Origin of the sequence: Bacillus sp. FDAARGOS_235 (assembly GCF_002073415.2) — a bacterium.
Lineage (GTDB): Bacteria > Bacillota > Bacilli > Bacillales > Bacillaceae_G > Bacillus_A > Bacillus_A toyonensis.
Genome location: NZ_CP020437.2, coordinates 4,484,980 through 4,498,607, shown reverse-complemented (window position 1 = coordinate 4,498,607; position 13,628 = coordinate 4,484,980). Strand labels below are relative to the sequence as shown.

Sequence of the window (13,628 nt, the reverse complement as noted above, 5' to 3'; positions counted from 1 at the left end):
TTAGCCGTTTACACTAATTGTAATTTTACTAAGCGCTCTGCAATTTGAACAGAATTCCATGCAGCGCCTTTTAATAAGTTATCAGATACGACCCAAAGATGGAATCCTTTATCGTTATTTAAATCTTTACGGATTCTTCCAACGAATACTTCGTTTTTACCTACTGCAGTAGCTGGCATTGGATATAACTGCTCTTCTGGATTATCTTGCAGAACAATACCTTCTGCATTTGCAAGTAAGCTCTTTAATTCTGCTACTGTTACGCCTTCTTTTTCTACTTCGATGTAAACAGACTCAGAATGCCCTGATACAACTGGTAAACGTACGCATGTTGCCGCTACTTCTAATTCAGGCATATGCATAATTTTTTTCGTTTCATTAATCATTTTCATTTCTTCAAATGTAAATCCATTATCTTGGAACTTATCAATCTGTGGAATCGCATTAAAAGCAATTTGGTAATGTTTTTTATCACCTGATACAGGTAAAACATTCGCCTTAGCTTCTTCGCCATTTAAGATTGCTTGTGATTGTTCATGAAGTTCTTCAATCGCTGCCGCACCAGCACCTGATACAGCTTGATATGTGGAAACGATTACTCGTTTTAAACCATATTGCTGACGAACTGGCTCAAGAGCTACTACCATTTGAATTGTAGAACAGTTTGGATTTGCAATAATACCATTATGTTCTTTTAAATCGTTTTCATTTACTTCAGGTACAACAAGTGGCACGTTTTCTGTCATACGGAATGCACTTGTATTATCAACAACAATCGCACCGCGCTTTGCTGCTTCTGGCGCTAATTGTTTCGATACAGATCCACCAGCACTAAATAGTGCGATATCTACTCCTTCAAAACTTTCAGGAGTCGCCTCTTGAACTGTAAATTCTTCGCCTTTAAATACAAGTTTCTTACCTGCAGATCGTTTAGATGAAAGTAACGTTAATTTCCCGATTGGAAATTCTCGTTTCTCTAAAGTATTTAACATTTGTTCACCAACTGCGCCGGTTGCTCCAACTACAGCGACATGAAAAGTTTTTTGCTTTTCCATCACTATGCCCCTTTCTAGATACCAATCCTTCTATAACTTAGAATTAGAAGGAGTATACAATACCCCTTCTAATCTTAATAACGTTAATTTTATCATATTCTACAGTAAGAATGATGGTTTCATCAAAAATTGTCCGTTTTTTTTCGTTTTTTAATTCATATATCTGAATTTTTCTACGACAACCGGTTGCAATTGTTTTCCTTGTAACGCTTCTAATACTGTATCTTCCAGTAGCTCCATACGAGCTACCATTGAGTTCGGTTTTTTCTCTGGTGCGTCTTGGCCGAATGGGACGAAGTAGATGTTTTTTGTGGCCATTAGGCGCATGAGATTTACCCCGTTTAATCCTAAAGCATCATTCGTCGAAACCGCCAATACGACAGGCTTACCATTTCTCAGCGTCGCTTTTGCTGCCATTAATACTGGAGAATCTGTCATTGCATTTGCAAATTTACTCATCGAATTTCCTGTTAGTGGTGCAATTACCATACAGTCTAATGGAATTTTAGGTCCTAGCGGTTCTGCGCCAACGATTGAATTAATTGCTTTAAATCCTGTTGTTTCTTCAATCTTTTTAATCCACTCTGCTCCCTCACCAAATCTCGTATTTGTTGATTGAACAGTGTAAGAAACAACGGGACGTATTTCTGCTCCCTCAGCAATTAATTTCTCTAAATGAGGCATCACTTCTTCATACGTACAATGTGAACCTGTAAACCCAAATCCAATTCTTTTCCCTTTTAAATTCATTCCCCATTCTCCTTTCTTGCTATTACGTCTTCTGCTAATAACTGAGAAAGAACGTTCGCTAAAATTTGTCCTGCTGTTTTCGGAGCAACAATCCCTGGCAATCCAGGTGCTAATAGCGCTTTAACTCCTCTTTTTTCTGCGTATCTAAAGTCGGTACCACCTGGTTTAGAAGCTAAATCAATTACTAACGTATGAGCTGGCATTTTTGAAATAACATTCGCTGTCACAACGAGATGTGGAATTGTGTTAATCACAATATCCATATTTCCTACTTCTTTCTCAATGTTTTGCATATGAAAAGGAGAAAACATCATCTCTGTAATACGTGCAATATGTTCCGATCGTCTTGCTCCAACTTTGACGTGGGCTCCTAATGATTGAAATGCTCTGGCAACACTCATCCCTGTTCTACCAAATCCTAAAACCATTACATTGGACCCATGAATTGTATAGTCGGTATGTTGAATTACCATCATTAATGTGCCTTCTACAGTCGGAATAGAATTGTAGATTGCCACATCATCACGATCAAATAATTTAACAAGTTTTCGGTTTGTAGTAGATACGAGATTTTCCAAGTAAGGCGTACCAATACCTGAATATATAGTAAAGTGTTCTGGTGTATTTTCAATTTGTTCTTTCGTTATAGCAACTTTTTCATTTGAAAAAATAGTATCTACTTCTCCTTTGGCATTTGTACCTGCAACTGGCAAAATGATTGCATCTACAGAAGTAAAATCTAAATTTTGTATACTTTCTTTTGCTGCCCCTGTGAAGCCATGATCCAACTGATCAAACCCTATCAATGAAAGTTTCGCATCCAATTCAACTAGTTTACGAATTACTTCTAGCTGCCTTGCATCTCCTCCTATGACAGCAATATGCATCTCAGTCAACATTCCCTAATTCACCTTCTTTTTCTGTCATTTATAAGAAAAGTGCCTACTTTTTCTTTTTCCTCCACATCATATGTAATGTACGAGTTTGAGGTGATTGAAAAACAAAAAGCACATATGATTTATCAGCTTTATATATACAAAAAAAAGACGGCCGAAATGGCCATCTTTCACTCCGAATTTGAATGGTCAGATATATCACAAAGTATCATGTCATGCCCCACTTTCTTAATATCTCTCCATTCCACCCTTACCTCTTGTTGTCCTTTTTTAAAACCTCCCCATTTTGTAACAGGTATGATAAGCGCTTGTATTTGTCCATCGCTCTCATTAATTTCTAAATCTAGATGCCCTAAAACCCCCATTTTTTCCGCTCTTTCTAAATCTACAATTTCTTTACCACTTAATTCACTTAATCGCATACACTCTCCCCCTACCGAATTTTCAATTTAAGTTATCCATTATTAGTACCTATTCTGTATGTCTAAAAAAAATAACCGTATCTCATTTAAAAGAGATACGGTTATTTTCGAGTACATCACAAAAATCAATTATAGTTTTATTCCTTTTGGAAGTTTTCCATCTGGACTAATAAGTGCAGCAGAGAATTCATCCGTAAACATATTGCGAATTAACTCATCTACATTTTGTTTTGTTACAGTGTTTACACTTTCAATAATCTCATCAAGTGAACGATGCTTACGAAGCAGCAATTCATTTTTACCGTTACGGCTCATACGACTATTCGTACTTTCTAAACTTAACATTAAGTTTCCTTTTAATTGCTCTTTACTATTCATAAGCTCTTTTTCTGTAATACCTGTATTTTTCAATGTTTCTAGTGTTTCTTGCATCGTTTCATACAGTGTATCTAATTGTTGGCTACCTGTTCCACCGTACAGTGTTAACATACCTGTATCTTCATAAGAAGAGTGGTAAGAAAATACCGAGTAAGCTAACCCACGTTGCTCACGTACTTCTTGGAATAAACGGCTACTCATACTACCGCCTAAAACGTTATTTAATACGATTAAGTTATAAATATCTTCGTGTCCCATTTGTAAGCCTTTATATCCTAAACATAAATGAGCTTGTTCTGTTTCTTTTTTACGTGCTACCTTATTAAAATGGAAAATTGGGCTATGTACTTGTTCACGGTTTGTTGTTCCTTCATAACTACCGAAATATTGCTCTACTGTTTGTAAAAATGCTTCATCAATATTTCCTGCAACTGAAACAACTACATTTTCAGGTGTATAATGATCTTTTATATATTGACGTAGTGTATCACCTGTAAACGTATCAAGCGTTTCTTCTGTTCCTAAAATAGGATATCCAAGCGGATGCGTTTCATATGTCGCTTTCGTTAACATATCATGCACAATATCATCTGGAGCGTCTTCGTACATTTTAATTTCTTCACATACGACATTCTTCTCTTTTTTCAGTTCTTCCTCATCAAATGTTGAATTAAAGAACATATCTGCTAAAACATCTAAAGCATATTTAGCATGCTCATCTAACACTTTTGCATAGTAACATGTATATTCTTTTGAAGTAAAAGCATTTACTTGCCCACCAATGCTATCAAATGATTCCGCAATTTCGCGCGCACTACGTGTTTCCGTCCCTTTAAAGAACATATGCTCTAAAAAGTGGGAAATCCCGTTATTTTTTTCATTTTCATTTCTTGATCCTGCATGGATCCAAATACCAATCGCAACCGATCTTACAGTTGGTATGTTCTCCATAACTATTCTTACACCATTTTTACAAGTATATTTTTTAATCAAAAACTTTCCTCCTACTACCAGTTTCTCTAAATTAACGCTATTATTTAATGATAACAAGTTTAAGGATGAATGTCATGCAAATGTATTTAATCCACACGTTTTTCATCCAGTAATTCTGTTATATTCCCCACTCTATATCCTTGTTCCTTCAATTTTATAATCATTGTATCTAATGCTTCTGCTGTAGATGAAGTAGGGTGCATTAATACAATGGCACCTGAATGTATTTTTCTCATTACTCTCTGCAATAATACGTCTGGCTCTGGTCGCTTCCAATCAATTGTATCTACTGTCCACATAATCGTTCCCATTTGGAAATCATCTGCAATTTGTACGACTTCATCTCGAAAACTTCCACTAGGCGGGGCAAACCATCTTACTTTTTGATTCGTGGCTGCTTCTATCATTCGATTTGTTTTTTGTAACTGTTCTCGTATTTCATCAGACGATAATGTTTTCATATTAGGATGTGTGTAAGAGTGATTTCCAACTTCTTGATTTGCATCGACAATCATTTTTGCAAATCGTAAATTTTCTTTCACCCAACGTCCTTCCAAAAAGAAAGTTGCCTTCACATCATGTTTTTTCAATATCTCTAATATACGAGGCAAATACTCATTTCCCCATGCCACATTTATTGTTAATCCAACCATCTTTTTATTTGGATGTCCCCTGTAAATTGGGGCTGGTGATAAATCTGCTAAATGGACACTCGGTGATACTTCCTTGAATTCAAGATGTTTTTGATCAAATTTCTTTAGCTTCTTCATATTGTTATAGGATGCTTCAATATCGACTTGTCTTCCATTATATCCAGGTGTTGCTTTCCATATCTTATCAATGATCGCATTTTGAGGTGCAATCTCATATTGTTTTGCATGTTTTTGAATTTCTTCATACAAGTTATCCTGTGCAAAAACGGAATAAGAGCCTAAACTGACATATAAAAAAAATACACATATGTATGCCAATATACGAACTTTCATATAAACCCTCCCATTAACTAAATAAAAAATATTTTTCTTCTTATCTTTGTTAATTTGAGCGTTATAATGAAAACTATACCTATACTGACATAAAAATATGTGTACATCATGTTTTTTACATAACAAAAAAGCCAGTTGAACTGGCTTTTACTTATTGCTGCTCTTGTTTGTTTTCTTCTTTAGCAGCTTCTTTTTCTTGCTCTTCTTTTAGCAATACTTTTCTAGATAGATTTACGCGACCTTGCTTGTCAATCTCGATAACTTTAACTGTAATTACATCACCGATTTTCACAACGTCTTCTACTTTACCTACACGCTCAAGTGCAAGTTCAGAAATGTGAACTAATCCATCTTTACCGCTGAATAATTCAACGAAAGCACCGAATTTCTCAACACGTTTCACTTTTCCTTCGTAGATTTCACCTACTTGTACTTCGCGAACAATATCTTCGATAATTTTCTTAGCTTTGTCATTCATTTCTTGATTTATTGAAGAAATAAATACTGTACCATCTTGCTCGATGTCAATTTTAACTCCAGTTTCTTCAATAATTTTATTAATTTGTTTACCGCTCGGTCCAATAACGTCACGGATTTTATCTGGATTAATTGTCATTGTAATAATCTTTGGAGCGTAAGCTGATAATTCAGTACGTGGCTCTGCAATAACAGATAGCATATGATTTAGAATGTGCACACGACCAACTTTCGCTTGTTGTAATGCCTCTTCTAAAATTTCACGAGATAAACCATCGATTTTAATGTCCATTTGCAGTGCAGTTACACCTTGTGCTGTACCTGCTACTTTAAAGTCCATATCACCTAAATGATCTTCCATACCTTGAATATCAGATAAAATTGTGTAATGCTCACCAGATTTAACTAGACCCATTGCAATACCAGCAACTGGGGCTTTAAGTGGAACACCAGCATCCATCATTGCTAAAGTACTACCACAAATACTTGCCTGTGAAGTAGAACCATTTGATTCTAACACTTCAGATACAAGACGTACTGTATATGGGAAATCTTTTTCAGATGGAATTACAGGCTCAAGAGCACGTTCTCCTAGTGCACCGTGACCAATTTCACGACGACCTGGTCCACGCATCGGTCTTGTTTCACCAACACTAAACGATGGGAAATTGTAATGGTGCATGAATCTTTTTGATTCTTCTACACCAAGACCATCTAAAATTTGCACATCGCCTAAAGCGCCTAATGTACAAATACTTAATGCTTGTGTTTGTCCACGTGTGAATAAACCAGAACCGTGTGTACGAGATAAAATACCAACCTCTGATGCTAAAGGACGAATTTCATCACCTTTACGGCCATCTGGGCGGATTTTTTCAACTGTAATAAGACGACGTACTTCTTCTTTTACAATTTTATATAAAATCTCATTTACTTGTCCTAATGTGTCAGCGTCAGCTTCCTCAGCTTCGTAATGCTCAATTACACGCTTTTTCACTACGTTGATTGCATCTTCACGTGCATGTTTCTCATGTACTTGAATTGCAGAATGCATATCCTTCTCAGCCATCTCACGTACAGCTTGGTTAAGATCAGCATCAACTTCATATAGTTTTATTTCTAATTTCGCTTTACCTACAGCTTGTACAATCTCTTCTTGGAATGCAATTAGACGTTTAATTTCGTCATGTCCAAACATAATTGCTTCTAACATTGTTTCCTCAGGTACTTGATCTGCTCCTGCTTCAACCATGTTAATTGCATCTTTTGTACCAGCTACAACAAGGTGAATATCACTTTGTTCTTGCTGTTCTACTGTTGGATTAATAACGAATTCGCCATTAATACGACCAACTGTTGCACCAGCGATTGGGCCTTCAAATGGAATATCTGAAATCGATAACGCTAATGAAGAACCAAGCATAGCTGCCATTTCAGAAGAACAATCTTGATCAACACTCATTACAATGCTGACAACTTGTACTTCGTTACGGAAACCATCTGCGAAAAGCGGACGAATTGGACGGTCGATTAAACGACTTGCCAAAATTGCTTTTTCACTTGGACGACCTTCACGTTTAATAAAACCGCCTGGAATTTTTCCGACTGCATATAAACGCTCTTCATAGTTTACTGTAAGTGGGAAGAAATCTACATTTTTAGCCTCTTTTGATGCAGTTGCTGTAGATAGAACCGCTGTATCGCCATATCTTACTAATACTGCCCCGTTCGCTTGTTTTGCAAGCTGACCAGTTTCAACTGTTAGCTGGCGACCAGCTAAATCTATCGAGAAGACTTGCTTTTCTTGACTCATTTAAGTACCCCTCTCAATTTAAAGTATTCAATTCTTCTATGTAAATGGATAGTATATCACAATATTCTACCTCTAGTATTGCCGAAAATTAAGTAAGCTATAAAGCGTAGAAGATATATTTTTACCTAACAAAAAAGCGGGAATATTCCCGCTTCTTTGACTATCGACGTAAGCCAAGCTTTGTGATTAATTCACGGTAACGTGTGATATCGCTATTACGAAGGTAAGTTAGTAAGTTACGACGTTTACCAACCATCTTTAATAGACCACGACGTGAATGATGATCTTTCTTGTGAGTACGTAAGTGCTCGTTTAGAGTGTTAATTTGCTCCGTTAGGACAGCAATTTGAACCTCTGGAGAACCAGTATCAGTCTCATGAGTTCTAAATTGTGCAATGATTTCATTTTTACGTTCTTGTGTTAAAGCCATCCTATTTCACCTCCTATTAATTAAACCCCCAATTACCGAGCAAGCGTCGGTGAGTCGCAATGCCAAGCAATGGTTGTCATAAAGTACATAACATAGAATACTACTTTTCATTTGAAAAAGCAAGTATATTCTTTTCACTCGCAAAATATTCTTGTGCTGTTTTCTTATCTTTTGCGATTTGTTCAACTAGCTCATCAATACCATTGAATTTCTTCTCTTCTCTTATACGCATATGCCACTCAACTGTAACACTTTGATCATATATGTCTTTGTTGAATTCAAATAAGTGTACTTCAATAGATAATTGACGCTCATTTTCTTTAAAAGTTGGTTTATATCCAATATTACATACACCATCGTACCATTCATCGTGAACTTTTAATCTCACTGCATAAACACCTACAGGTGGCAATAAATACTCATCACTTAAACCTACATTAGCGGTTGGAAAACCAATTTGTCGTCCACGTTTATCGCCATGTACAACCGTTCCTCCCACTGTATAGGCTCTACCTAAAATAGATGGAATTTGTTCCATTTCACCATTTCGAATTAACTTTCGTAATGCTGTAGAACTTACCTTCTCTTCTTGAAATTCAACTTTTTCAATCACAGTTTGTGTAAACTCCCCTCTTGCATGAAATGGTAAAGTCTCCATCTTCCCTTTTCCTAAACGTCCATATGAATAATCAAACCCTGCTACTACATGCTTTACATTTAAACCAATAATATAATCATCTACAAATTGCTGTGGCAATAAACCTGCAAACGATTCATCAAATTTAATAACATATAATATATCGATTCCTAAGTTTTCGACTATTTTTTCTTTATCACGCATCGGTGTAATATACTCCACATGCGCTTCCTTTTTCCCTAAAATAACAGATGGATGGGGATGAAATGTCATAACTGCACTTTTATATCCGCGTTCATCCGCTATTTGTTTCGCAGTTCGAATCACACACTGATGCCCTAAATGAATGCCATCAAAAAATCCTAATGCCATTACAGTAGGTGGTAATTCTAATTTATTTTGTTCATGTGGATGAGTTAAATGAATAAGTTTCACGCTTGAATTCACCTTTTTCTGTAATAATCCTTCCAATAATTCATTATAGCTTTAGTTCTTGATTATTCACAAGTACTTTCATTGGCTTTAGCATACCAGGGTGTTTTGGATGATGCTCATAAATTGCTAAGCAACGGTCATTTTTATCAAATACTGTAATGAATGGTGCTGTTATTTCTAATTCATTCTTTAAGAACATACCATTTTTTATTTTTTCTGCTTGCTTTTCATCTACAACCATTTTTGGGAATTTACTTAACGCTTCATCAATTGAAATGAAGATAGACTCTACTGTTCCATTTTGCACGTTTTCTTCAATTTCTTCAAATGATATGCAATCTTCTAGTAAAAATTCACCAGATGCCGTTCTTACAAGATGGGACATGTGTGATGGAAAACCTAGTTTTTCACCAATCATTACTGCTAGCGTTCTTACATATGTCCCTTTACTACACGTTACACGGAAACGGAATGAAATGTTTTCCCCTTCAAACATTTCACGGTCATCAAGTAATATGAATTCATGAATTGTAATGGTACGAACTGGACGTTCAACTTCTTGTCCCGCTCTTGCATATTCATATAATTTTTTTCCGTTAACTTTTACAGCTGAAAACATTGGAGGCGTTTGTTCAATCGTACCTGTTAATGCTGCGAGAACTCCTTCTACTTCCTTACGACTAATACTACGATCGACATTTGTCGTTTCCACAACTTCACCAGAAGCATCTTCAGTTGTTGTTGAAAATCCTAATGTTACTTCACCTTCATATGTTTTTGTTTCACTCGTTAAAAACTGTGCAATCTTCGTTGCTCGTCCAACACAAATCGGTAATACCCCTGTTACATCTGGATCTAATGTTCCCGTATGACCAATTCGTTTCTCACGTAATATCTTTCTTAATTTAAATACACAATCATGTGATGTCATGCCTTTTGGCTTATGTAATAATACTACACCTTCCATATATGTTCACCTCATCATAATTCTTTCATAATAATTATCCAAACTTATTTTTCATTGAAAAAATGGATAGACAAATGTCTATCCATTATTCTTCACGTTTACCGTCTTTATTAATTTCATGTAAAAGTGTATCAATTCGATGACCATATCCGATAGACTCATCAAATTCGAAAGAAATTTCCGGTGTTTTACGAAGACGAATACGTTGGCCTATTTCTGAACGAATGAAGCCTTTTGCCTTCGCTAAACCTTTTAATGTACTTTCTTTCTGTTCATCGTCACCTAAAACAGAAATATACACTTTAGCGATTTGTAAATCTCCACTCACTTGCACATCTGTTACTGTAACAAATCCGACACGTGGATCTTTAATTTTACGACTGATAATGTCGCCTAATTCTTTTTTCATTTGCTCGCCTACACGGTTTGCACGTAATTTCATAACTCTTCACCTCATTCAGTACCATTCCAATTGTGTTATCGTACGTTCAATTTCAGGAAATGAATCGATGTACTCAAGTACACGATTCATTTCTTTTTCACAGATAACACGATTTGAGGATACGGAAACAATTGCAATTTCTGTACGTTGCCATACATCTTGATGCCCTACTTCTGAAACAGCTACGTTATAACGCTGCTTCACACGAGTGAGCACCCTTTGCAAAATTGCTCGTTTCTCTTTTAAAGAATGCACATCGTAAATCATACACTCGAATGAGAGTGAAGCGATAATCATCGCTTCACTTCTTCCATAATGTATGCTTCAATGATGTCCCCTTCTTTAAGATCATTATATCTCTCAATTGTAATACCACACTCATAGTTTTGTGCAACTTCTTTTACGTCGTCTTTGAAACGTTTTAACGTATCAAGTTGTCCTTCGAAGATTACTACGCCATCACGGATAATACGAACGCCACTATCACGTGTGATTTTACCATCTATTACGTAACAACCTGCGATTGTTCCAACTTTTGTTACTTTGAACGTTTGGCGTACTTCCGCTTGACCGATTACTTTTTCTTCGAATTCTGGATCCAGCATCCCTTGCATTGCTGATTCGATTTCTTCGATTACTTTATAGATAATACGGTGTAAACGAACATCAACGTTCTCTAATTCAGCTGTACGCTTCGCATTCACATCAGGGCGTACGTTAAATCCAATTACAATTGCATTAGATGCAGAAGCTAAAATAATATCAGATTCTGTAATCGCACCTACACCAGTGTGAATGATTTTTACTTTTACGCCTTCAACATCAATCTTACGAAGTGATGCAGCCATTGCTTCAACAGAACCTTGTACGTCTGCTTTCACAATTAAGTTAATTTCTTTTACATCGCCCTCTTGGATTTGTTGGAATAAATCTTCAAGGCTTAATTTAGATTTTTCACCACGTTGAGCAACTAACGCTTCTTGTGCACGTGATTCACCGATTTGACGAGCTTTCTTCTCATCAGCGAATGCCATGAAACGATCTCCCGCTTGTGGTACTTCATTTAAACCTGTAATTTCAACAGGAGTTGATGGACCAGCAACTTTTACTCGACGACCAATATCACTTACCATTGCACGAACACGACCGAATGATGTTCCAACAACAATTGGATCTCCAACTCGAAGTGTACCGTTTTGAACAAGTAATGTCGCGATAGTTCCTTTACCTTTATCAAGCTGCGCTTCAATTACAGTACCAGTTGCATAGCGATTTGGATTTGCTTTATATTCTTCTACTTCACTCACAAGAAGAATCATTTCTAGCAAGTTGTCAATTCCCTCGCCTTGAATTGCAGAGATTGGTACGAAAATTGTGTCTCCGCCCCATGCTTCTGGAACCAATTCATATTCTGTTAATTCTTGCATTACGCGATCAGGATTTGCCGCTGGTTTATCCATTTTATTCACAGCAACAATAATTGGTACTCCAGCTGCTTTCGCATGGCTAATTGCTTCCACTGTTTGTGGCATAACACCGTCATCAGCTGCAACAACAAGAATTGTAATATCCGTTACTTGTGCACCACGAGCACGCATCGTTGTAAATGCTGCGTGACCAGGCGTATCTAAGAATGTAATTTTCTTATCGTTTACTTCAACTTGGTATGCACCAATGTGCTGAGTAATCCCACCAGCTTCGCCAGCAGTTACTTTTGAATTACGAATAGAGTCAAGTAAAGTTGTTTTACCATGGTCAACGTGTCCCATAATTGTAACAACAGCTGGACGCTCTTTTAAGTTTTCTTCATCATCTTGCTCATCGATGAATGTTTCAAATTCAGTTTCACTTACAACTACTTCTTCTTCTACTTCAATACCGTAATCAGTAGCAATTAACTCAATTGTATCTTTATCTAAGTCTTGGTTAATTGTTGCCATAATTCCTAGCATGAAGAGCTTCTTAATAATTTCAGACGGCTCTTTGCTTAATTTTTTAGCAAGCTCACCCACTGTAAGGCTTCCAGAGAAAGTAATTTTATCTGGTGTTTCTACAATTTGCGTTTGTTGTCTTCCAGCAAAGTTATCTTGACGCTTGTCTTCGTTATCTTTGCCTTTTTTCTTCTTCTTATTACTGTTCTTTTTACTGCGAACAACTTTCTCTTCTACTTCAAACTCATCTGCAACAGAAGGTTTTTCTTCTTGGTACTCATTATCTAATTTGTTTACTACTTCATCGTCTAACATTGTCATATGATTCGAAACCTCGATATTCATTTCTTTTAGTTTTGTCATAAGATCTTTACTTGAGATATTATGTTGTTTTGCATATTCATGCACTCGAATTTTACTCATACCTTCACCCCCGGTAATTTGTATCGAGCATGCTACGCAGCTTTTTCGCAAAGCCTTCATCTAACACAGCTACAACGACTCGCTCATCTCTCCCAATCGCATGCCCTAATTGTTGTCGATTTTCGACCTTTCTCATTGGTACGTTGTAATACGTCGTTTTATCCGTCATGCGTTTTGTTGTATTCACTGACGCATCTTCAGATAGCAACACAAGCTTTGCTTTGCCACTTCGTACTTCTTTTAAAACAAGTTCTTCACCCGAAATAATTTTCCGAGCCCGGTTTGCTAGTCCTAAAAACGATTTCCAATCGGACACTTATTTCGACTCCTTCTCAACAAGCTCAAGAAGCTCTTCGTATAGAGAACCGTCGATTTTCGCTTTTAGATGATGTTCCAAAACATTTTTCTTTTGAGCTTGAAGAATACTTTCTTTATCTTTTGATAAATAAGCACCTCGTCCTGATTTCTTTCCAGTTAAATCAATGGACACTTCTCCCTCTTTGGAACGAACAATGCGAACGAGCTCTCGTTTTGATTTCATTTCTTGCGTTGCAACACATTTTCGTAACGGAACTTTTCGATTGCTCATACTC

The 13,628-nt window shown here is 36.5% G+C and carries 15 protein-coding genes; all 15 read right to left on the bottom strand.

The window, feature by feature from the left end:
* Window positions 1–8: 8 nt before the first annotated feature.
* The 15 genes from asd to rnpM all read right to left on the bottom strand — a co-directional run bounded on the left by asd (window position 9) and on the right by rnpM (window position 13,624).
* Window positions 9–1,055, bottom strand: coding sequence for an aspartate-semialdehyde dehydrogenase (gene asd / locus A6J74_RS25595; RefSeq protein WP_000414844.1), 1,047 nt, complete (start codon window positions 1,053–1,055; stop codon window positions 9–11).
* 150 nt (window positions 1,056–1,205) lie between these two features.
* Complete coding sequence (gene dpaB, locus A6J74_RS25590) at window positions 1,206–1,805, bottom strand: dipicolinate synthase subunit B (protein ID WP_001049474.1); 600 nt, start codon at window positions 1,803–1,805, stop codon at window positions 1,206–1,208.
* Entirely contained in the window at window positions 1,802–2,704 is a 903-nt protein-coding gene (gene dpaA, locus A6J74_RS25585) for a dipicolinic acid synthetase subunit A (RefSeq protein WP_000954729.1), read from the bottom strand. The genes dpaB and dpaA overlap by 4 nt, the downstream gene beginning before the upstream one ends.
* 167 nt (window positions 2,705–2,871) lie before the next feature.
* Window positions 2,872–3,123 (bottom strand): YlmC/YmxH family sporulation protein, encoded by a 252-nt coding sequence (locus A6J74_RS25580; protein WP_001239743.1) that lies wholly within the window; start codon window positions 3,121–3,123, stop codon window positions 2,872–2,874.
* 129 nt (window positions 3,124–3,252) lie between these two features.
* On the bottom strand, window positions 3,253–4,494 hold the full coding sequence (locus A6J74_RS25575) for a M16 family metallopeptidase (protein ID WP_000592990.1): 1,242 nt from the start codon (window positions 4,492–4,494) through the stop codon (window positions 3,253–3,255).
* An 86-nt stretch (window positions 4,495–4,580) separates the two neighbouring features.
* Window positions 4,581–5,480: a polysaccharide deacetylase family protein gene (locus tag A6J74_RS25570; RefSeq protein WP_000868233.1), complete on the bottom strand. Its 900-nt coding sequence runs from the start codon at window positions 5,478–5,480 to the stop codon at window positions 4,581–4,583.
* 151 nt (window positions 5,481–5,631) lie between these two features.
* Entirely contained in the window at window positions 5,632–7,770 is a 2,139-nt protein-coding gene (gene pnp, locus A6J74_RS25565) for a polyribonucleotide nucleotidyltransferase (RefSeq protein ID WP_000076735.1), read from the bottom strand.
* 160 nt (window positions 7,771–7,930) lie between these two features.
* The gene (gene rpsO / locus A6J74_RS25560) at window positions 7,931–8,200 is read right to left on the bottom strand and encodes a 30S ribosomal protein S15 (RefSeq protein WP_001229392.1); all 270 of its coding nucleotides are present in this window, start codon (window positions 8,198–8,200) and stop codon (window positions 7,931–7,933) included.
* A gap of 100 nt (window positions 8,201–8,300) precedes the next feature.
* Entirely contained in the window at window positions 8,301–9,272 is a 972-nt protein-coding gene (gene ribF / locus A6J74_RS25555; RefSeq protein ID WP_000766713.1) for a bifunctional riboflavin kinase/FAD synthetase, read from the bottom strand.
* Between the two features lie 43 nt (window positions 9,273–9,315).
* Window positions 9,316–10,239 carry a tRNA pseudouridine(55) synthase TruB gene (gene truB / locus A6J74_RS25550; RefSeq protein ID WP_000399359.1) on the bottom strand — a complete coding sequence of 308 codons (924 nt, stop codon included), beginning with the start codon at window positions 10,237–10,239 and terminating at the stop codon, window positions 9,316–9,318.
* Window positions 10,240–10,324: 85 nt separating this feature from the next.
* Window positions 10,325–10,681 (bottom strand): 30S ribosome-binding factor RbfA, encoded by a 357-nt coding sequence (gene rbfA, locus A6J74_RS25545; RefSeq protein ID WP_000776439.1) that lies wholly within the window; start codon window positions 10,679–10,681, stop codon window positions 10,325–10,327.
* Window positions 10,682–10,696: 15 nt separating this feature from the next.
* Window positions 10,697–10,978: a DUF503 domain-containing protein gene (locus tag A6J74_RS25540; protein WP_000582364.1), complete on the bottom strand. Its 282-nt coding sequence runs from the start codon at window positions 10,976–10,978 to the stop codon at window positions 10,697–10,699.
* Window positions 10,975–13,035, bottom strand: coding sequence for a translation initiation factor IF-2 (gene infB / locus A6J74_RS25535; protein ID WP_000036352.1), 2,061 nt, complete (start codon window positions 13,033–13,035; stop codon window positions 10,975–10,977). Before infB ends, A6J74_RS25540 begins: the two co-directional genes overlap by 4 nt.
* 4 nt (window positions 13,036–13,039) lie before the next feature.
* Window positions 13,040–13,351 (bottom strand): YlxQ family RNA-binding protein, encoded by a 312-nt coding sequence (locus tag A6J74_RS25530; protein ID WP_001286525.1) that lies wholly within the window; start codon window positions 13,349–13,351, stop codon window positions 13,040–13,042.
* Window positions 13,352–13,624: an RNase P modulator RnpM gene (gene rnpM, locus A6J74_RS25525; RefSeq protein ID WP_000071127.1), complete on the bottom strand. Its 273-nt coding sequence runs from the start codon at window positions 13,622–13,624 to the stop codon at window positions 13,352–13,354. It abuts the gene before it with no gap.
* Window positions 13,625–13,628: the final 4 nt, after the last annotated feature.

Coding starts and splice junctions, on each gene's coding strand:
- infB (WP_000036352.1), bottom strand. CDS start 13,035: ATGAGTAAAATTCGAGTGCATGAATATGCAAAACAACATAATATCTCA.
- dpaA (WP_000954729.1), bottom strand. CDS start 2,704: ATGTTGACTGAGATGCATATTGCTGTCATAGGAGGAGATGCAAGGCAG.
- dpaB (WP_001049474.1), bottom strand. CDS start 1,805: ATGAATTTAAAAGGGAAAAGAATTGGATTTGGGTTTACAGGTTCACAT.
- rpsO (WP_001229392.1), bottom strand. CDS start 8,200: ATGGCTTTAACACAAGAACGTAAAAATGAAATCATTGCACAATTTAGA.
- rnpM (WP_000071127.1), bottom strand. CDS start 13,624: ATGAGCAATCGAAAAGTTCCGTTACGAAAATGTGTTGCAACGCAAGAA.
- A6J74_RS25580 (WP_001239743.1), bottom strand. CDS start 3,123: ATGCGATTAAGTGAATTAAGTGGTAAAGAAATTGTAGATTTAGAAAGA.
- A6J74_RS25570 (WP_000868233.1), bottom strand. CDS start 5,480: ATGAAAGTTCGTATATTGGCATACATATGTGTATTTTTTTTATATGTC.
- pnp (WP_000076735.1), bottom strand. CDS start 7,770: ATGAGTCAAGAAAAGCAAGTCTTCTCGATAGATTTAGCTGGTCGCCAG.
- A6J74_RS25540 (WP_000582364.1), bottom strand. CDS start 10,978: ATGATTATCGCTTCACTCTCATTCGAGTGTATGATTTACGATGTGCAT.
- rbfA (WP_000776439.1), bottom strand. CDS start 10,681: ATGAAATTACGTGCAAACCGTGTAGGCGAGCAAATGAAAAAAGAATTA.
- truB (WP_000399359.1), bottom strand. CDS start 10,239: ATGGAAGGTGTAGTATTATTACATAAGCCAAAAGGCATGACATCACAT.
- asd (WP_000414844.1), bottom strand. CDS start 1,055: ATGGAAAAGCAAAAAACTTTTCATGTCGCTGTAGTTGGAGCAACCGGC.